An 18,162-nucleotide genomic window follows, 5' to 3' on the forward strand; every position below is an offset into this window, starting at 1 on the left:
AACTCGTCCCGTCGATCGTGGACGAGCGGTGAAGGGAACGGAGTCAGTTCGCCGTCATCGACTCGAAGCGCCACCGGTGCACCGCGCGGGTGACCAAGTCCCCGGGCGGGTCGGTGAGTTCGGGAAGGACGGCGTCGTACGGGGCGTCCCACCAGGTGATGACGAGGACCCGGTCCTGCGGGGCGCGGAAGGTCTCCCGGCGCAGGGGGGACGGGTCGGCGGGCAGTCCGCCCAGCCGCTCCCCGGCCCAGGCCAGCAGTGCCTCGCCCCGGCCGGGCACGGCCCGTGCCTCCCACATCAGCGCGACGGTCACGAGTACAGGTTCTCCTTGCCGACCTCGTGCACGTGATCGTGCGTGTGCGCACGGGCGTGGGCCTCGCCCGGTACGTGGGGTTCCGTCACCGGGAGAGAGGAGTCCGCGGACAGGCCCCAGTCGGACTCCGCCCGGCCCCGGGCGACCATTTCCGCGCCCAGGGCGGCCACCATCGCGCCGTTGTCCGTGCACAGCCCCGGGCGCGGTACGCGCAGCCGGATGCCGGCCGCCTCGCAGCGCTCCTGGGCCAGTGCCCGCAGCCGGGTGTTGGCGGCCACTCCGCCGCCGATCATCAGATGGTCGACGCCCTCGTCCTTGCAGGCGCGTACCGCCTTGCGGGTGAGCACGTCCACGACCGCCTCCTGGAAGGAGGCCGCCACGTCACGCACCGGGACCTCCTCCCCCGCCGCCCGTCTGGCCTCGATCCAGCGGGCCACCGCGGTCTTCAGACCGGAGAAGGAGAAGTCGTACGCCGGGTCGCGCGGCCCGGTCAGCCCGCGCGGGAACGCGATCGCGGACGGGTCGCCCTCGCGCGCGTACCGGTCGATGACCGGGCCGCCGGGGAAACCGAGGCCGAGCACGCGCGCGATCTTGTCGAAGGCCTCGCCGGCCGCGTCGTCGATGGTGGCGCCCATCGGGCGGACGTCGGAGGTGATGTCCGAGGAGAGCAGCAGCGAGGAGTGACCGCCGGAGACCAGCAGCGCCATCGTCGGCTCGGGCAGCGGCCCGTGTTCCAGCTGGTCGACGCAGATGTGCGAGGCGAGGTGGTTGACGCCGTAGAGGGGCTTGCCGAGGGCGTAGGCGTACGCCTTGGCCGCCGAGACGCCGACCAGCAGCGCACCGGCGAGCCCCGGACCGGCGGTGACGGCGATGCCGTCCAGGTCCCCGGCGCTCACCCCGGCCTCCTTCAGCGCGCGCCCGATCGTCGGCACCATCGCCTCCAGGTGGGCGCGGGAGGCGACCTCCGGGACGACACCGCCGAAGCGGGCGTGCTCGTCGACGCTCGAGGCGACGGCGTCCGCCAGCAGGGTGGTGCCCCGGACGACGCCGACACCGGTCTCGTCGCAGGAGGTCTCGATCCCCAGCACCAGGGGTTCGTCAGCCATGGGTCTTGGTTCCTTCTACGCCGTTCACGGGGTTCGCGGGGGCGGCCCTGGAGGTCTCCGGGGCCGCCGGGGTGACGGAGGTGGACGGATCGGTCAGCCGCATCACCAGGGCGTCCACGTTCCCCGGCTGGTAGTAGCCCTTCCTGACCCCGATGGTCTCGAAGCCGAAGCGCTCGTACAGCTTCTGGGCCCGGACGTTGTCGATTCTGCACTCCAGCAGCACCTCGGCGCACTCGAACGCGGTCGCCGCCCGCAACAGATCCGTCAGCAGCCGCGCGCCGAGGCCGGTGCCCCAGTGGTCCCGGCGGACGGCGATGGTCTGGACGTCGGCCACCCCGGCCACCCCGCCCGTGCCCTCGCCGCCGTCGGCCGCCACGCCGGCGGAGGTGAGCCCCGCGTATCCGACGAGCCGGCCGGCCTCCTCGGCGACCACGTAACGGCGGGTCGCGGCGGGACCGCGCGCATGGGCCAGCTCGGACCAGAACATCCCTCGTGACCAGGCGTCCTCGGGGAACAGTTCACGCTCCAGCTGGAACACCCGCTCGATGTCCCACCAGCGCATCTCACGCAGTGCGACCTTCTCGGGCCCTGTCGCTCGTGTCACTTGGGGGTGACCACCTTGTAGTTCTCGGGGACCTGGGCATCGGGGCGGCGCAGGTACAGCGGCCGCGGCGCGGGCAGTTCCGTGCCGGCCGCCAGCCGCTCGGCGGCCAGCCGGGCGAGGGCGGCGGCACTCACGTGCTCGGGCTCGTGCGCCTTGGGGAAGGTGTCGGGGTACAGCAGCGCGCCTGCGCCGACCGCGGGCAGCCCCGCGACCTGAGCGGCGATGTCGGCGGGCCGGTCGACGGCGGGGTCGGTGAGGCGGGTACGCGAGTCGGCGTACCGCGCCCAGTAGACCTCCTTGCGGCGGGCGTCGGTCGCCACGACGAAGGGGCCTTCCAGGTCCGCGGCGTACGCGAGGCCGTCCAGCGTGCACACACCGTGCACGGGGACACCGAGCGCGAGCCCGAAGGTCTCCGCGGTCATCAGGCCGACCCGCAGCCCGGTGTACGGCCCGGGGCCGACGCCGACGACGATCCCGGTGAGGGCGTCCGCCTTCACGCCGGCCTCGGCGAGCACCCGGTCGATCGCCGGGAGCAGCAGTTCGCCGTGGCGGCGGGCATCCACCTGACTCGACGAGGTGATGACGTCGCCGCCGTCGTGCAGCGCGACAGTGACGGCAGGGGTGGCGGTATCCAGAGCGAGCAGGAGCACACAAACAGCCTACGGCTCCTGGCGCCCCGTGTCGGACGTCCCGGTCGGATGGTCACGTACTGCTACCGTCACATCGGCGTATGCACCATCCTGGACGATCCTGGACGATCCGGGACGATCTGTGGTCGTCCCGAAAGACCACCACCGGGTGGTGCGGAGCGGCCGGGGCGACCGTGAGCGGTGCGGGGCGACATCGAGCGGCACAGAGAAGCAGAAGCACAGCGGCACAGAGGCGGTGACGGCGGTGGCGGGCAACAGCACGGCGATCGTGGCGGGGCTGACCGCGGCGGCCCTCCTGACGGTGGGCGTCCTCGGCTACCAGGCATCCGCGAACGCGCCGGCCACTCGGTCCGCCGCCCGTGCGGGCACCGTACCGGCGGCCCTGCAGGCCGACCGGGACAAGGGCTCCCGCTCCCCCACCGGCCCGCCCCGGGGGTCCGGTGGGGGCATCCGGGTGGTGTACGCACTGGACGACGACCGGGTGTGGCTGGTCGAGAAGGACGGCAGGGTCCGGCGCACCTTCACGGTCAGCCCCGGCACGGTGGACCCGGAACCGGGCACCTACCACGTCACCTCCCGCTCGGGGGCCGTCACCGGATCGGACGGCGTCCCGGTCGAACACGTCGTCCGCTTCGCCACCGACAACGGCACCGCGATCGGTTTCAGCGCGGCGGTCGACGGCTCGGCCCCGGAGCCGGAGGTCCCCACCGGCGGTATCCGCGAAACCCGCGCGGACGGCGAGGCGATGTGGAAGTTCGCCACCATCGGCCGCAAGGTCGTCGTCGTGCGGTAGCCGCGATGCCGCCCGCGGCTCACGAGCCGCGGCTCACGCCGCGATCAGGCGGCCTCGCGGCGGCCGTTCCCCGGCTCGGCGAGCCGGAGCTGCGGGCGCGGGTGCGGTTCGGGAGCGCGGGGCGGGGTGGAGATCGCGGCGGCGGCCTCGCCGGCCGCCAGCAGGTCACGCATCGACACCCCGGCGAACGACTGCGGCCGCACCTCGGTCCGGCGAGAACTCTCGGTGGCCGGCATGGACGCCTCCTGGGGCCGGGGGCGGACGCAGTTAGGCAGACCTAACCACGAGCTGGATACCATGTGACCACGCCCGGGACACCGAACGCAACATTTTGCCGACACCTTGTCGGAACGCACGGCGGACAGACAGCGCGGGCACAGGAAACCGGGCACCACGGGCGGCGGGGCACCCGCCGCCCGCTCAGGCCGACAGCGCGCTCAGGTCCGTGCCCGCCCAGCGGTCGCCCAGGCCGGTCAGCGTCACGTGCCGTACCTCGTCCGTGGTGTCGCCGACCGCGCGGTGGACGACGATCTGGAGCCGGTCGTCGGTCAGCTCCTCGATCCTGCCCTCGCCCCACTCCACGACGATCACCGACTCGGGCAGCGAGACGTCGAGATCGAGGTCCTCCATCTCGTCCAGCCCGCCCGACAGCCGGTACGCGTCGACGTGGACCAGCGGAGGACCGTCCCCCAGGGACGGGTGCACGCGTGCGATCACGAACGTCGGGGAGGTGACGGCGCCCCGCACCCCGAGCCCTTCGCCGAGCCCGCGGGTCAGCGTGGTCTTGCCCGCGCCCAGCTCGCCGGTGAGCATCACGAGGTCGCCGGCGCGCAGCAGCTCGGCGAGGGCGCGGCCCAGGTCCCGCATCTGCTCGGCCGAGGTGACGGTGAGCCCGACGGACGGCCCGGCGGAGGAGGACGGCCCGGAGGTCGTGGAGGGCGCGGGCGGCTGCGGCTCAGCCCGGTTGTGCGCCTGGTCGTGCGCTGCTGCTGGTGCTTCCATAACCACCCACGGTAGCTCCTGCGGGCACCGCGCCCACGCGGACCAGCAGGTCCGCGAGACGGTCGGTGACCACTTCCGGATGCTCCAGGATGACCAGGTGCCCGGCGTCCGGTACCAGCACCAGCTCGGCGTCCGGCAGCAGACCGGCGATGGACTCGCTGTGCTCGCTGGGCGTGATCAGGTCGTGCACCCCTGCCAGCACCAGCACCGGGAGACCGGTGAAGTGAACGAGTGCCTCGGTCTTGTCGTGCTCGTGGAACGCCGGGTAGTACTCGGCGACGACGTCGATCGGGGTGGACTCGATCATCCGCTCGGCGAACCGGGCGACGGCCGGGTCGACGTCCCGGGCCGCGAACGAGTACCGCTTGATGATCCCGGCGAACAGGTCCACGGTGGCCCGGCGCCCCTTCTCCACCAGCTCGGCCCGCTGCCCCAGCGCCTTCAGCACCCCCGGCAGCACCCGCCGCACCGCGTTGACCCCGGCCACGGGCAGACCGAAATTGACCTCGCCCAGCTTCCCCGGCGACGTGCCGACGAGGGCGACGCCGACGACCCGCTCGCGTATCAGCTCGGGGTACCGGTCGGCGAGGGCCATCACCGTCATGCCTCCCATGGAGTGCCCGACCAGCACGATCGGCCCCTCGGGGGCGGCGGCGTCGATGACGGCCTTGAGGTCCTGCCCCAGCTGGTCGATGGTGACCGGCTCGCCCCGCTCGGCCTGGGCCGCGCCCCGCCCGGAGCGGCCATGACTGCGCTGGTCCCAGTAGACGGTGCGTACGACGCCCCTGAGCGCGGCCCGCTGGAAGTGCCAGGAGTCCTGGCCGAGGCAGTAGCCGTGGCTGAAGACGACGGTGACGGGGGCGGGCGGCTTGCGGCCGAACAGCCGGCGGCGGCGCGCGGGGGTGGCGTCCGGGTCGGGATCGGGGTCGTCGACCTCGTAGTACAGCTCGGTGCCGTCCTCGGCGTACGCCGTGCCGGGGGTGCCGCGCAGCGAACCGTACGGTCCCGTGGAGTCCAGGGCGAGCCGGGCCTTCCTGCGCATGCCCCGGCCGACGGTCATCCGCTCTATGGCGACCCCGGCGGCGGCGCCCGTGGCGAGCACACCTATCGCCATGCCGGCGACCCCGGTCGCCCGGCGCCAGCCACCGGACGCTTCGGCGACGGAGGCGGCAGCGGTCATGGCGGCGTCCCGGGCAGCCTCCGCACTGCTCTCGCTCACGTACTGGCTCCTCTGTCGTTCCGGTCGTTCCGGTCGTTCCTCATGGGCGTGCAGTGGGACGAGCGTACGGACGTACTACTCCGTCACGTCACCCACGTCACCCACGTCACCCGTGCCGTCCACGGCGTTCACATGGACGCGCGGGACGCGGGTTCCGATCCGGGTGACGATTTCGTACCCGATGGTTCCCGCGGCCTGCGCCCAGTCCTCGACGGTGGGTTCGCCGCGGTCGCCCGGGCCGAAGAGCACCGCCTCGGCGCCCGGCGGGGGTTCCTCCCCGCCGAGGTCGACGACGAACTGGTCCATCGCGATCCGCCCCGCGGCCGTACGCCACTTGCCCTCGACGAGCACCGGACCGGTGGAGGAGGCGTGCCGCGGGATGCCGTCCGCGTAGCCGAGCGGGATGAGGCCGAGGGTGGTGGCGCCCGGGGTGACGTAGTGGTGGCCGTACGAGACTCCGTGCCCGCCCGGGACGTGCTTCACCAGGGCGAGGGAGGCGGTCAGGGTCATCACCTGGCGCAGCCCGAAGTCCGCCGGGGTACCGATCTCGGGGCTGGGCGAGACGCCGTACAGGGCGATGCCGGCCCGGACGAGGTCGAAGTGGCTGTCGGGGAGGGTGAGAAGGGCGGGCGAGTTGGCGATGTGCCGGACCTCGGGGGCGACGCCCTGCCGCTCGGCGTGCGCCGCCATCTCCCGGAAGCGGGTGAGCTGGGCGTCGATGGAGGGGTGGCCCGGTTCGTCGGCGCAGGCGAAGTGCGACCACAGGCCGGTGACGCGCAGCAGCCCGTCGGCCTCGGCGGCGAGCGCCGCGGCGACCAGCCCGGCCCAGTCCCCGGGCGCGCAGCCGCCCCGCCCGAGGCCGGTGTCGGCCTTGAGGTGCACGCGCGCGGGCCGCCCGGCGAGGCGCGCGGCCTCGGTGACCTCCTCCAGCGCCCACACGCCGCTGACGGAGACGTCGAGGTCGGCCTCGATCGCCTCCCGCCAGGGCCCGCCGGGTGTCCACAGCCAGCACAGGATGCGTACGCCGGCGGGAACACCGGCACCGGGCGCGCGCAGCGCCAGCGCCTCCTGCGGGGTGGCCGTGCCGAGCCAGGACGCCCCGGCCTCGACGGCCGCCCGCGCGCAGGCGAGGGCGCCGTGCCCGTACGCGTCCGCCTTGACCACGGCCATGAGGGCGGCGCCGGGCGCGTGGGCGCGCAGGCTCCGCACGTTGGCGCGCAGCGCGGCCAGATCGATCTCGGCACGGGCTCGCAGGGTCGCGCTCCGCACAGCAGCTGTCTCGTTCATCGCGCCCCAGTGTCTCAGAGCGGTACGAGGCCTCACCGGGAGTGGTACGAGTGGTACGGCCGCGGCGGGCAGCGGTACGACACCACCGGCGGCCCGGGGCGGGTCACCCGCGTGTGACGTCCCGCCACGCCGCCGGGATCGCCGCCGCCACGTCGTGTGCCCCCACCGGCGCGCCGTTCGCCGCGTAGCGTCCGGCGAGTCCGTGCAGGTAGGCCGCCACGCCGCCGGCGTCCCGGGCCGGCAGTCCCGCCGCCAGCAGCGAGCCGGCGAGGCCCGACAGGACGTCCCCGCTCCCGGCCGTGGCCAGCCAGGACGTGCCGGTCGGGTTCACCCGTACGGCGGTGCCATGCCCCTTCCCGCCCTTCCCGCCCTTCCCGCCCTTCCCGCCCTTGTCCCCGTCCCCCGGGCCGACGACCAGGGTCGTGGAGCCCTTGAGCAGTACGGTCGCCCCGTACCGTCCGGCCAGTTCACGCGCCGCGGCCAGCCGGCCGCCCTCGACCTCCTCGCGCTCGACGCCGAGCAGCGCGGCGGCCTCTCCGGCGTGCGGGGTCAGCAGGGTCGGCGCGCTGCGGGCCCGTACGGCCGAGGCGTCGGCGAGCCGCAGGCCGTCCGCGTCGATCAGCACCGGGACGTCCGCCGCCAGCGCCTCCGCCACCGGCCCGGCGTCGTCGCCGGCGCCCGGCCCGGCCACCCACGCCTGCACCCGCCCGGCGTGCTTCGGTCCACGGTCGGACACCAGTGTCTCGGGGAAGCGGGCGATCACGTCCTGCGCGGCGGGACCGACGTACCGTACGGCCCCGGCACCGCCCCGCAGCGCCCCGGCGACCGCGAGCACGGCGGCACCGGGGTAGCGGGCGGATCCGGCGGCGATGCCGACGACACCGCGCCGGTACTTGTCGCTCTCCGCGCCGGGCACCGGCAGCAGGCGGGCCACGTCGGCGTGCTGGAGCGCCTCGAGTACCGGGTCCGCAGACCCTGCGGTCAGGTCGAGGCCGATGTCGACGAGCCGTACGGACCCCGCATACTCGCGCGCCGGGTCGACGAGCAGCCCCGGCTTGTGCGTCCCGAAGGTCACCGTGAGGTCGGCCCGGACCGCGGTGCCGCGCACCTCGCCGGTGTCCGCGTCGACGCCGCTCGGCAGGTCGACGGCGACGACCGCGGCACCCGACCGTTCGGCGGCCTCGGCGAGCGGCACCGCCGCCGGGCGCAGCCCGCCCCTGCCGCCGATCCCGACGATGCCGTCCACGACGAGATCGGCCCGCCGGACGGCGGCGACGGCATCGGTGTCCGCCCGGGCCCCGCCTCCGGCATCGGCGTCGGCGTCGGCGTCGGTGATCCCCACGGTCCGGCCGCCTGCCCGGCGCAGTGCCTCGAGCCCGGCGGCGTGGGTGTGCTCCGGCGCGAGCAGCACCGCCGTGACGCCGGCGCCGCGCCGGGCCAGCCGGGCACCGGCGTAGAGGGCGTCACCGCCGTTGTCCCCACTGCCGACCAGCAGGACGACTCTGCTGCCGTAGACCCGGCCGTGGCCCCGCGCCAGCAGGTCCGCGCAGGCCGCGGCGAGCCCGGCGGCGGCGCGCTGCATCAGCGTGCCCTCCGGCAGTCGTGCCATCAGGTCCCGCTCCGCCGCCCTGACCGTCTCCACGCTGTACGCAGTACGCATACGTCCGAGTGTCCCCCGCGCCCCGTCCCGCACACCCTGCTCCCGCCGCCGTTCGCGGGAAGCCCTCCCCGCTCCGCCTCCCGCACCCCGGAAACCGGTCGAAAGTTGTCGGAGCCCGTCCCCCGGTCGCATCCATTGACGACGTGCCGCCCTCTCGCCACACTCACCACCCCCCACCGCGTGAATCGATTCAGTCGAATCGGTTCGACGCGACGCGAAGACCAGAGGAAGAGGAAGCAGAGACCCCATGGGACGCAGAGCCGCACTCCTCGCCGCAGCCGGCGCCACCGCACTCCTCACCGCCGCGGGCGCGCTGACGGCCCCCGCCACCGCCGCACCCGCCCCCGTCGTCCAGGAGGCCCCCGTCCGGGCCGCGGCCTGCGGTGACGGCTCCTACCAGGCCGAGGTCGTGCAGAGCGGCAGCACCTGGACCTCCCGGCGCGGCAGCAGCGTCGTCCACACCGGTACCGACATGCGCGCGGCCGTCCAGGCGGCGGTCAGCAGCCTGTCCTCCGGCCGCACCTCCAAGGAACGGGTGGTGGTACGCGGCTCGGGTTCGATCTCCGCCGGTTCGCGCATCTCGCTGCCGAGCTACACGGTTCTGGACGTCTGCGGCACGATCAACGTCACGGGCAGCGGCTCCGGCGACCAGGCCCCGGTCTACTCCCGCGGCACGCGGGACGTCGAGGTCCAGAACCTCAGCGTCACCGGGACCCCGCTGTACGGCATCTTCATGCGCAACGTGCAGAACGTGGTCCTGGGCCAGATCGACATGCGCCTCTCGCGCGGCCTCGGCGTCCGCATCGACAACCGCGGCGACACCAGCCAGTGGACAAGGAACGTCCGCATCGACAACGTCTACGTCTCCGGCGCCTCCAGCCACGCCGTCGAGACGTACGGGGTCGACGGCCTGACCGTCGGCACGGTGACGGCCCGCAACGTCGGCGAGTCCGGTCTCCTCCTCAACCAGACCGTCAACGCCACGGTCGGCAGGGTGGACGCGGAGAACGCGGGCACCGGCACCGGCTACGCCGCGTTCCGCATGGCCAACCGCAACGGGCGGGTCGGCAGTTCGTACCCGACCAACATCCGCGTCGGCGAGGTCGTCGCGCGGGGCGGCGGACGCGGCGTGTTCTGCGTCTCGGAGAGCGGCGGCGCGACGATCGACCGGATCAGCCTGTCCCACACGGGCAACAACGCGATCCTGATCGAGAACTGCCACAACGTCAGCCTCGCCGCCCAGAGCGGCACGGTCACGGGCGGCGGCGAGATCCGGCTGGCGGCGCGCACGGAGTTCGCGAACAACCGGGACATCACGGTGCAGAACCTGACGGTGACCAACTCCTCGATCCGCGAGAGCCCTTGCGGTGAGAACACCACGTTCCGCAACAACAGGCTGGTCAACAGCAGCCAGTCCATCTGCTGACGGAACCGGCGGCACCAGGGTGACCGGCCGGCTGAGGCGCAGGCGAAGCCCCGCCCGGCCGGTCACCTGCGCCTGCGCCTGCGCCCCGCCCGACGGGCCATCCGCACTCTTCTCACGACCGTGAACACCACGACGAGCAGAGCGGCGGCAGCGAGAAGCGCCTCTCCCCACACCGGCAGCCGTCCCCCGACCTCCCCGACCCCGGGAAACCCCAGCAGACTCGGCCGGTCCATGTCCGTCACCCTTCGGCGACGACGACCGCCGAGGCCACCCCGGCGTCATGGCTGAGCGAGACGTGCCACGACCGCACGCCCAGTTCCTCGGCCCGCGCCGCCACGGTCCCCTTCACCCGCAGCCGCGGCTGCCCGCTGTCCTCGCAGTACACCTCGGCATCGGTCCAGTACAGCCCGCCGGGCGCACCGAGTGCCTTGGCCAGTGCCTCCTTGGCGGCGAACCGCGCGGCCAGCGAGGCGACCCCCCGCCGCTCGCCGCCGGCCAGCAGCAGCTCGCTCTCCACGAACAGCCGCCGCGCGAGACCGGGCGTCCGCTCCAGCGACGCCGCGAACCGCTCGATCTCGGCCACGTCGATCCCGACCCCGATGATGCTCATGCCGAGCACTTTACGGCGGCGCCGGGGCCCCGGCCCGCGGGCAGCACACCGGCACGCCGCCAACCGAGGCCGGAAACCCGCCCGGGGAAGGAGTCGGCGCTCTGCACGTACTCCATGGACCTGGTGAACTCCGGTTCGCCGAGGCGGCGCTCCAGCTCCTGCGGGCTCACGCCCTCCACGCGTGTCTGGATCCCGTACAGGTTGCCCAGCGGGTCCCGCACCCGCCCGACCAGGTCGCCGAAGAACGGAAGCGGTCATCCACGAAGCCGCGCTCCGGCTCGGGATCAGTGACCGGGCAACACGGGATCAACTCGCCCGTCCCCTCGATGTCTCCGGAGCGGACCGCGTCACCCTCCGTCCGCGGCTCCAGGGCCCTCGCCCGAGCCGCCCTCACCGTTTCCACCGTCCCCACCGGGGCCTTCAGCACCTTCCTCGACGCGGTCCGGGTTCACTCCACCGTGACCGACTTCGCCAGGTTGCGGGGCTGGTCCACCTCGTTGCCGCGGGCCGTGGCCAGTTCGCAGGCGAAGACCTGCAACGGCACCGTCGTCACCAGCGGCTGCAGCAGTGTGGGAGTGGCCGGGACCCGGATGAGGTGGTCGGCGTACGGGACGACCGCGTCGTCGCCCTCCTCGGCGATGACGATGGTGCGGGCGCCGCGGGCGCGGATCTCCTGGATGTTGGAGACGATCTTGTCGTGGAGGACGGAACGGCCGCGTGGTGAGGGGACGACCACGACGACCGGCAGGTCGTCCTCGATCAGGGCGATCGGGCCGTGCTTCAGCTCGCCCGCGGCGAAGCCCTCCGCGTGCATGTAGGCGAGTTCCTTGAGCTTGAGCGCGCCCTCCAGGGCGACCGGGTAGCCGATGTGCCGGCCCAGGAACAGCACGGTGTTCTTGTGGGCGAGAGTGCGGGCCAGTTGGCGTACGGGCTCCATGGTCTCCAGGACGCGTTCCACCGACCGGGCGATGGAGGAGAGGTCCCTCACGACCGCGCGGATCTCGTCGCCGTACTTCACGCCGCGGACCTGGGCGAGGTACAGGGCGACCAGGTAGCAGGCGACCAGCTGGGTCAGGAAGGCCTTGGTCGAGGCGACGGCGACCTCGGGGCCGGCGTGGGTGTAGAGGACGGCGTCGGACTCGCGGGGGACGGTCGAGCCGTTGGTGTTGCAGATGGCCAGGACGCGGGCGCCCTGTTCGCGCGCGTGCCGCAGGGCCATCAGGGTGTCCATGGTCTCGCCGGACTGGGAGATGGCGATGACGAGGGTCTGCTGGTCGAGGATCGGATCGCGATAGCGGAACTCGCTCGCCAGCTCCACCTCGCAGGGGATCCTCGTCCAGTGCTCGATGGCGTACTTGGCGATCATCCCGGCGTGGAAGGCGGTGCCGCAGGCGACGATGACGACCTTGTCGGCCTCCCGCAGCGCCTCCGGCGGGATGCGTACCTCGTCGAGGGACAGGGCGCCAAAGCCGTCGATGCGGCCGAGCAGGGTGTCGGCGACCGCCCGCGGCTGCTCTGCGATCTCCTTGAGCATGAAGGAGGCGTAGCCGCCCTTCTCGGCGGCCGACGCGTCCCAGTCGACGTGGTACGAGCGGACGTCCGCCGGTGCGCCGTCGAAACCGGTCACCGTGACCTTGTCGCGGCGCAGTTCGACCACCTGGTCCTGTCCCAGTTCGATCGCGGAGCGGGTGTGGTCGATGAACGCGGCGACGTCCGAGGCGAGGAACGACTCGCCCTCTCCGACACCCACCACGAGCGGCGAGTTGCGGCGCGCGCCGACGACCACGTCCGGCGCGTCCGCGTGGACGGCGACCAGGGTGAAGGCGCCGAGCAGGCGCTTGCAGACGAGGCGCATCGCCTCGGCGAGGTCCGCGCAGGAGGAGAACTCCTCGGCGAGCAGGTGGGCGACGACCTCGGTGTCCGTCTCGGAGGCCATGTCGTGTCCGCGCCCGGCCAGTTCGGACCGCAGTTCGGTGAAGTTCTCGATGATGCCGTTGTGGACGACGGCGACCCGGCCCGCGTTGTCGAGGTGCGGGTGGGCGTTGGCGTCGGTGGGGCCGCCGTGCGTGGCCCAGCGGGTATGGCCGATTCCGGTCGCCCCGGTGGGGAGCGGCCGGGCGGCCAGTTCCTTCTCCAGGTTGACGAGTTTCCCGGCCCGTTTCGCCGTGGCGAGCCCGCCGTCCACGAGGACGGCCACGCCCGCCGAGTCGTAGCCCCGGTACTCCAGCCGTTTCAGTCCGGCCGTCACGATGTCCAGCGCCGACTGCGTCCCCACGTATCCCACGATTCCGCACATGCCCGGCAGCCTACGATCCGTCAGGCACCGGAAGGAGCCGCCGCGTGCCCGGAACCGGAAATTCCCACCGGTGCGCGACACACCGGCGGGAACGGAAAGGGATCCGCCAGCCGGGCTGGGCGAGCTGGGCGTCGGAGATCTGCGTCGGGAAGGGAGCCCCCTCGCCGGCGGCCAGTGCGGCGAGGGGGCCGCCGAGAAGGCGGCGACGGTGGACCCGGTGCACGCGACGACGACGTTCACGGGGGCCCCGGACCTGCGGCGGATATGGTCAGGCAGGGTGACCGTCAGCGCCTCGTCGGCCTCCTTCGGTCCCTCGGCCTTGACGGCCTTCACGTACTCGCCGCTCTCACCGGCGGCGGTGTGGGCGAAGCCCTCGGCGCGCTTCTCCGCGGCGGCTTCGACGTCCTTGACGGCCTCCTCGGCGCCGCCGTCCTCGTAGGAGGCGAGGGTGATCAGGGCCTTGTCCACGTCGAGGCCCGCGGTCGGGGACCCCTCCGGTCCGCCGCCCTCGGCGGGCTTCTCCGGCTCACCGGTCCAGGACCGCTACGGTGGTGGCGGGCGAGCCGACCGGGACACCGGCCTGGATGCGGGCGGGCGGCCGGCAGGCCTCGTCCTTCACCTCGACCGCGTCGGCGGCGATGCCGTCCCCCCGCGGGCAGCCCGGTGACCACCTTGCCGTCCCTCACCTCGGCCTGCGCCAGCGCGGCCTTCTCCAGCTCGGCCGCGGTCAACGCCTTGGCAGCGGGCGCGGCGGAGGAGTCGGCCTTGCCCTCGTCGCCCTTGTTGCTGCCGCTGTCGTCGGAGCCGCCGCAGGCGGTGACGAGCAGGGCGAGCGCGGCGGCGGAGGCGAGAGCGGCACGGCGGACGGCGGTGGTTCTCACGGGGAACTCCTTCTGCGAAGGCGCGACGGGATCCGCAACGCGTTGCGCGCGATACAGACACAGCCCTCTCGTGAAATGATCATCAGAAGATCATCTGTGGGGCAACTGTGACTGCTGGGTGATCCTGTCTCGCGCCCGCCGTCCGGCCCGGCTCCTTCCCCCGGTCAGCCCCTCTCGCCGGGCTTGGAGAGGCGGCGCACCCGGCGGCGGACCGCGGGGCCGATCCGGACCATGGCGCGCTTCTCGATGCCGCCGATACGCCGCTCCAGGGCTGCGAGGCGTTTGCGGGTGACCGCCAGTTCCTTCTGCGCGGTGGCGAGCCGCAGACTGTTCTCGTCCGCCCGTTCCTCGGCGGCGGCCAGCCGGGCGCGCAGTTCCTTGTCCTCCCGGACGCGCTTGTCGATCCGGGTGTTGGCGACGGCGATCCGCTCCCGCAGCCGGCTGACCCGGTAGCGCGTGTGGCCGTCGTCCGAGCCGTCCCAGACCGGCATCGACGCGGGCAAATCCAGGGCGGCGAGCCGGGCGTCGAACGCGGCGCCGCCGTCGCCGTGGGAGTAGGTGTTCCGCAGGTCGTTGCGGTCGAGGAAGGTGATGATCCGCTCGAACCGTTCACCGTGGTACTTGGTCATCGCCGAGTAGTCGGCGGACTCGTACAGGTCACGCGGGTCGGTGTCCGCGGACAGCGCGTCGATCGGGACGTGCGGGATGTCGAAGTAACGGCACAGTTCGAGGGTCCGCGAGTCGTGGGTGAGCACGACGCTCGGCGTACCGGCCAGCAGGGCGGCGATGTTGCCGTGGATCCGGGTGCCGTAGGCGAAGTCGTGGCCGCGCAGCTCGTCGATCCAGGTCGCCGGGTCCAGCGGCATGCGCACCTTGTTCTCCCGCAGCAGATCGTGGCTGAGCTGGAGCGGGAAGGGGTCCTCGACGCCGGTCTCCGGCGTGAGGTCGCCCCAGAGCAGCAGTTCCGCGTCGACGAGGTTCTGCGCGTAGTAGAGCAGGTGGGGGTACCGCTCCCAGGCGGTACGGGCCAGACCGGCGATGTCCCCCACCGGTACGGCGTCAGGGGAGAGGTTGACGGCGATGCGCGAGGCCGCGGTCAGCTCGACGGCTCGGACGGCCGGGAAGGTGTCCCCGTACAAGAACATGGAGGGACAGCCGATGATGTCGACGCGGTCTGCGGGGAACCCCAGGTCGGTGAGGTAGCGGGCGGTGAGCTCGCCGCGGACACCGATCGACGCGGACCGGTCCAGGACGGCGGAGACGAAACGTCTCACCGACGCCTCGATCGGTTTCAGCTCCCCGGTGTCGTAGTCGGCCCCGGTCTGGGCGCCCACACCGAAGACGACCACGGGGACGGTGAGCTGCTCCACCAGGGTCGCCAGCCGGTCCAGGGACGCCTGGAAGGAGGGGCGGAAGGCGTTCGCGAGCGGCACGACGAAGGCGTCGTACCGTCCGTTGATCTCGGCCGCGCGCCGGGCGGACGGGTCGGTGCGGATGCCGTTCGAGACGACCTCGGTGTCCGGCGCGGACAGCATCTTGTGGGCCGAGTCGCTGAAGAGCAGATTGCCCGTGTTGGTCCCGATCAGATCCTGGTGGATGAACTCCGTCGGCGTGGCCACGCGGAGCGGGCTCTTCCCGGAACGGATCAGGATGCGCTTCACACGACACTCCCCGGCTGCGACTGGTGGACACGACGGCGGCCCGAGCCGCTAAGAAATGCTAAACGTCATGCACCGAAAACTCGGACACGGAGTGTGCACATTCCGACAACTTCCCTCATCCTCCCTCGGCTTCGCTCCCCTCCTGCCCATCACGTGACACAGCCCACGAACCATCCCGTTCGAACTCCGTTAACAATGGACTGTGATCTCTCCGGTCTCCTCGACGTCCCGGAGCGCCCACCGGCAGCGGCCGGAGGCGACTCCCTACCTCGACCTCACCCGCGCGGAATGGAGCGCGCTGCGCCACAAGACGCCGCTGCCGCTGTCCGCCGACGAGGTGGAGCGGCTGCGCGGGCTCGGTGACGTCATCGACCTCGACGAGGTGCGGGACATCTACCTGCCGCTGTCCCGGCTGCTCAACCTCTACGTCGGCGCCACCGACGGGCTCCGCGGCGCGTTGAACACCTTCCTCGGCGAGCAGGGTTCCCAGTCCGGCACACCCTTCGTCATAGGGGTCGCCGGTTCCGTCGCCGTCGGGAAGTCCACGGTCGCCCGGCTGCTCCAGGCCCTGCTCTCGCGCTGGCCCGAGCACCCGCGCGTCGAACTGGTCACCACGGACGGCTTCCTGCTGCCCACCGCGGAGCTCCAGGCGCGCGGCCTGATGTCGAGGAAGGGGTTCCCCGAGTCGTACGACCGCCGCGCGCTCACCCGTTTCGTCGCCGACATCAAGGCCGGCAAGGACGAGGTGACGGCCCCGGTCTACTCCCACCTCATCTACGACATCGTCCCGGGCGAACGGCTCACCGTGCGCCGCCCCGACATCCTGATCGTCGAGGGGCTCAACGTCCTGCAGCCCGCGCTCCCCGGCAAGGACGGGCGCACCCGGGTCGGGCTCGCCGACTACTTCGACTTCAGCGTGTACGTGGACGCCCGCACCGAGGACATCGAGCGCTGGTACCTCAACCGCTTCCGCAAGCTGCGCGCGACCGCCTTCCAGGACCCCTCCTCGTACTTCCGCAAGTACACCCAGGTCTCGGAGGAGGAGTCCCTCGACTACGCCGGCACGATGTGGCGGACGATCAACCGGCCCAACCTGGTGGAGAACATCGCCCCCACCCGCGGCCGGGCCACCCTGGTCCTGCGCAAGGGCCCGGACCACACGGTCCAGCGCCTCAGCCTGCGCAAACTCTGACCTCGGGCGCGGATCACCGGTCGTGACCCGGGTGCGGGGCGATCAGCCGCCCCGCACCCCGCCCGCACCGCACACGCCCGCCCGCTCCGGTCAGCCCAGTGCCGACTTGACCACGTCCGCCAGGCGCTCCGCGACCGAGCGGGCCTGGTCGATGTCGGCGGCCTCCACCATCACGCGGACCAGCGGCTCGGTGCCCGAGGGGCGCAGCAGCACGCGGCCGGTCCCGCCCAGCTCGCGCTCGGCCTCCGTCACCGCCGCCGCGAGTTCCCCGGAGGTCTTCACCCGGGCCCTGTCCACGTCGGGCACGTTGATGAGCACCTGCGGCAGCCTCTCCATCACCGACGCCAGCTCGCGCAGCGAACGCCCGGTCTCGGCGACGCGCGCGGCGAGCAGCAGGCCGGTGAGCGTGCCGTCGCCGGTCGTGGCGTGGTCGAGGACGATGACGTGGCCGGACTGCTCGCCGCCGAGGGCGTAGCCCCGCTGCTTCATCTGCTCCAGGACGTACCGGTCGCCGACCGCGGTCTGCACGAAGTGGATGCCCTCGCGCTCCATGGCGAGCTTGAACCCGAGGTTGGACATCACGGTCGCGACGACGGTGTCGGAGCGCAGTGCGGAACGCTCCCGCATCGCCAGCGCGAGCACGGCGAGGATCTGGTCCCCGTCCACCTCTTCACCGGTGTGGTCGACCGCCAGACAGCGGTCGGCGTCGCCGTCGTGCGCGATACCGAGGGCGGCCCCGTGCTCGACGACCGCGGCCTTCAGCTTCTCCATGTGGGTCGAGCCGCAGCCGTCGTTGATGTTGAGCCCGTCCGGCTGGGCGCCGATGGTGACGACCTCGGCCCCGGCCCGCGCGAACGCCTCCGGCGAGACCCGGGAGGCGGCGCCGTGCGCCTCGTCGAGGACGATCCGCAGGCCGTCCAGCCGGTTCGGCAGCACGCCGACGAGGTGGGCGACGTACGTGTCGAGCCCCTCCTCGTGGTCCCGCACGCGGCCCACGCCCGCGCCGGTCGGGCGGTCCCAGGGGGCGCCGGTGCGGTGCTCCTCGTAGACGGACCCGATCCGGTCCTCCAGCTCGTCGGCGAGCTTGTGTCCACCGCGCGCGAAGAACTTGATGCCGTTGTCGGGCATGGCGTTGTGGCTCGCGGACAGCATCACACCGAGATCGGCGCCGAGCGCCCCGGTCAGATGCGCCACGGCGGGCGTCGGCAGCACGCCGACCCGCAGCACGTCCACGCCGGCGCTGGCCAGCCCGGCGACCACCGCGGCCTCCAGGAACTCCCCGGACGCCCGCGGATCACGCCCGACCACAGCGGTCGGCCGATGCCCCTCGAACGTGCCCGCCTCGGCCAGTACGTGCGCGGCGGCCACGGAGAGGCCCAGCGCCATCTCGGCCGTCAGGTCCACGTTGGCGACACCGCGCACGCCGTCCGTGCCGAAGAGTCGTCCCACTTGTCCTCCTGAG

General features: G+C 72.9%; 19 protein-coding genes. 3 read left to right on the forward strand and 16 right to left on the reverse strand.

The annotated features are described in order from the left end of the window. Window positions 1-43 precede the first annotated feature (43 nt). From HUV60_RS12835 to tsaB, 4 genes are read right to left on the reverse strand one after another with little or no spacing between them, the layout of a single operon-like run. Entirely contained in the window at window positions 44-313 is a 270-nt protein-coding gene (locus HUV60_RS12835; protein ID WP_257851134.1) for a hypothetical protein, read from the reverse strand. Next, on the reverse strand, window positions 310-1,419 hold the full coding sequence (gene tsaD, locus HUV60_RS12840; RefSeq protein WP_257851132.1) for a tRNA (adenosine(37)-N6)-threonylcarbamoyltransferase complex transferase subunit TsaD: 1,110 nt from the start codon (window positions 1,417-1,419) through the stop codon (window positions 310-312). Before tsaD ends, HUV60_RS12835 begins: the two co-directional genes overlap by 4 nt. Further along, window positions 1,412-1,981, reverse strand: coding sequence for a ribosomal protein S18-alanine N-acetyltransferase (gene rimI / locus HUV60_RS12845; RefSeq protein ID WP_257851753.1), 570 nt, complete (start codon window positions 1,979-1,981; stop codon window positions 1,412-1,414). The genes tsaD and rimI overlap by 8 nt, the downstream gene beginning before the upstream one ends. A gap of 38 nt (window positions 1,982-2,019) precedes the next feature. Further along, entirely contained in the window at window positions 2,020-2,673 is a 654-nt protein-coding gene (tsaB, locus tag HUV60_RS12850) for a tRNA (adenosine(37)-N6)-threonylcarbamoyltransferase complex dimerization subunit type 1 TsaB (protein ID WP_257851131.1), read from the reverse strand. A gap of 244 nt (window positions 2,674-2,917) precedes the next feature. On the opposite strand from tsaB, the gene HUV60_RS12855 reads away from it, so the two are divergent. Beyond that, window positions 2,918-3,466: a hypothetical protein gene (locus HUV60_RS12855; protein WP_257851752.1), complete on the forward strand. Its 549-nt coding sequence runs from the start codon at window positions 2,918-2,920 to the stop codon at window positions 3,464-3,466. A gap of 44 nt (window positions 3,467-3,510) precedes the next feature. Here the strand turns inward: HUV60_RS12855 and HUV60_RS12860 are convergent, their stop codons facing one another. From HUV60_RS12860 to HUV60_RS12880, 5 genes are all read right to left on the reverse strand, one after another. Beyond that, window positions 3,511-3,702 carry a hypothetical protein gene (locus tag HUV60_RS12860; RefSeq protein WP_257851130.1) on the reverse strand — a complete coding sequence of 64 codons (192 nt, stop codon included), beginning with the start codon at window positions 3,700-3,702 and terminating at the stop codon, window positions 3,511-3,513. 184 nt (window positions 3,703-3,886) lie between these two features. Next, on the reverse strand, window positions 3,887-4,468 hold the full coding sequence (tsaE, locus tag HUV60_RS12865; RefSeq protein WP_269441180.1) for a tRNA (adenosine(37)-N6)-threonylcarbamoyltransferase complex ATPase subunit type 1 TsaE: 582 nt from the start codon (window positions 4,466-4,468) through the stop codon (window positions 3,887-3,889). Continuing rightward, window positions 4,422-5,687, reverse strand: a complete 1,266-nt coding sequence (locus HUV60_RS12870; protein ID WP_257851129.1) for an alpha/beta fold hydrolase — start codon at window positions 5,685-5,687, stop codon at window positions 4,422-4,424. The genes tsaE and HUV60_RS12870 overlap by 47 nt, the downstream gene beginning before the upstream one ends. A gap of 75 nt (window positions 5,688-5,762) precedes the next feature. After that, window positions 5,763-6,974, reverse strand: coding sequence for an alanine racemase (gene alr / locus HUV60_RS12875; RefSeq protein ID WP_257851128.1), 1,212 nt, complete (start codon window positions 6,972-6,974; stop codon window positions 5,763-5,765). Window positions 6,975-7,077: 103 nt separating this feature from the next. Beyond that, window positions 7,078-8,634, reverse strand: coding sequence for an NAD(P)H-hydrate epimerase (locus HUV60_RS12880; protein WP_257851127.1), 1,557 nt, complete (start codon window positions 8,632-8,634; stop codon window positions 7,078-7,080). A gap of 247 nt (window positions 8,635-8,881) precedes the next feature. Between HUV60_RS12880 and HUV60_RS12885 the strand changes: the two genes are divergently transcribed. Beyond that, window positions 8,882-10,060 (forward strand): hypothetical protein, encoded by a 1,179-nt coding sequence (locus HUV60_RS12885; protein WP_257851126.1) that lies wholly within the window; start codon window positions 8,882-8,884, stop codon window positions 10,058-10,060. Window positions 10,061-10,122: 62 nt separating this feature from the next. On the opposite strand, the gene HUV60_RS12890 is transcribed toward HUV60_RS12885, so the two are convergent. From HUV60_RS12890 to HUV60_RS12920, 6 genes are all read right to left on the reverse strand, one after another. Beyond that, on the reverse strand, window positions 10,123-10,293 hold the full coding sequence (locus tag HUV60_RS12890) for a hypothetical protein (RefSeq protein ID WP_257851124.1): 171 nt from the start codon (window positions 10,291-10,293) through the stop codon (window positions 10,123-10,125). Between the two features lie 5 nt (window positions 10,294-10,298). Next, the gene (locus HUV60_RS12895) at window positions 10,299-10,670 is read right to left on the reverse strand and encodes a holo-ACP synthase (RefSeq protein WP_042165154.1); all 372 of its coding nucleotides are present in this window, start codon (window positions 10,668-10,670) and stop codon (window positions 10,299-10,301) included. Next, complete coding sequence (locus tag HUV60_RS12900) at window positions 10,667-10,891, reverse strand: hypothetical protein (protein ID WP_257851122.1); 225 nt, start codon at window positions 10,889-10,891, stop codon at window positions 10,667-10,669. Before HUV60_RS12900 ends, HUV60_RS12895 begins: the two co-directional genes overlap by 4 nt. Before the next feature lie 227 nt (window positions 10,892-11,118). Further along, a complete protein-coding gene (glmS, locus tag HUV60_RS12910; protein WP_257851121.1) occupies window positions 11,119-12,966 on the reverse strand; it encodes a glutamine--fructose-6-phosphate transaminase (isomerizing) in 1,848 nt (615 codons plus the stop codon). 452 nt (window positions 12,967-13,418) lie between these two features. Then, the gene (locus HUV60_RS33560) at window positions 13,419-13,847 is read right to left on the reverse strand and encodes a hypothetical protein (RefSeq protein WP_331461986.1); all 429 of its coding nucleotides are present in this window, start codon (window positions 13,845-13,847) and stop codon (window positions 13,419-13,421) included. Between the two features lie 164 nt (window positions 13,848-14,011). Continuing rightward, the gene (locus HUV60_RS12920; RefSeq protein WP_257851120.1) at window positions 14,012-15,508 is read right to left on the reverse strand and encodes a polysaccharide pyruvyl transferase family protein; all 1,497 of its coding nucleotides are present in this window, start codon (window positions 15,506-15,508) and stop codon (window positions 14,012-14,014) included. 202 nt (window positions 15,509-15,710) lie between these two features. On the opposite strand from HUV60_RS12920, the gene coaA reads away from it, so the two are divergent. Further along, window positions 15,711-16,700 (forward strand): type I pantothenate kinase, encoded by a 990-nt coding sequence (coaA, locus tag HUV60_RS12925; RefSeq protein ID WP_257851119.1) that lies wholly within the window; start codon window positions 15,711-15,713, stop codon window positions 16,698-16,700. Between the two features lie 90 nt (window positions 16,701-16,790). Here coaA and glmM read toward each other — a convergent pair whose 3' ends face one another. Then, complete coding sequence (gene glmM / locus HUV60_RS12930) at window positions 16,791-18,149, reverse strand: phosphoglucosamine mutase (RefSeq protein ID WP_257851118.1); 1,359 nt, start codon at window positions 18,147-18,149, stop codon at window positions 16,791-16,793. Window positions 18,150-18,162: the final 13 nt, after the last annotated feature.

The organism is Streptomyces sp. KMM 9044 (assembly GCF_024701375.2).
Taxonomy (GTDB): domain Bacteria; phylum Actinomycetota; class Actinomycetes; order Streptomycetales; family Streptomycetaceae; genus Streptomyces.

What these genes read in the sequence shown, in the direction of transcription:
- tsaD (WP_257851132.1), bottom strand. Translation starts at nt 1,419, where the DNA reads ATGGCTGACGAACCCCTGGTGCTGGGGATCGAGACCTCCTGCGACGAG.
- rimI (WP_257851753.1), bottom strand. Translation starts at nt 1,981, where the DNA reads ATGCGCTGGTGGGACATCGAGCGGGTGTTCCAGCTGGAGCGTGAACTG.
- HUV60_RS12860 (WP_257851130.1), bottom strand. Translation starts at nt 3,702, where the DNA reads ATGCCGGCCACCGAGAGTTCTCGCCGGACCGAGGTGCGGCCGCAGTCG.
- tsaE (WP_269441180.1), bottom strand. Translation starts at nt 4,468, where the DNA reads ATGGAAGCACCAGCAGCAGCGCACGACCAGGCGCACAACCGGGCTGAG.
- alr (WP_257851128.1), bottom strand. Translation starts at nt 6,974, where the DNA reads ATGAACGAGACAGCTGCTGTGCGGAGCGCGACCCTGCGAGCCCGTGCC.
- HUV60_RS12880 (WP_257851127.1), bottom strand. Translation starts at nt 8,634, where the DNA reads ATGCGTACTGCGTACAGCGTGGAGACGGTCAGGGCGGCGGAGCGGGAC.
- HUV60_RS12885 (WP_257851126.1), top strand. Translation starts at nt 8,882, where the DNA reads ATGGGACGCAGAGCCGCACTCCTCGCCGCAGCCGGCGCCACCGCACTC.
- HUV60_RS12890 (WP_257851124.1), bottom strand. Translation starts at nt 10,293, where the DNA reads ATGGACCGGCCGAGTCTGCTGGGGTTTCCCGGGGTCGGGGAGGTCGGG.
- HUV60_RS12895 (WP_042165154.1), bottom strand. Translation starts at nt 10,670, where the DNA reads ATGAGCATCATCGGGGTCGGGATCGACGTGGCCGAGATCGAGCGGTTC.
- glmS (WP_257851121.1), bottom strand. Translation starts at nt 12,966, where the DNA reads ATGTGCGGAATCGTGGGATACGTGGGGACGCAGTCGGCGCTGGACATC.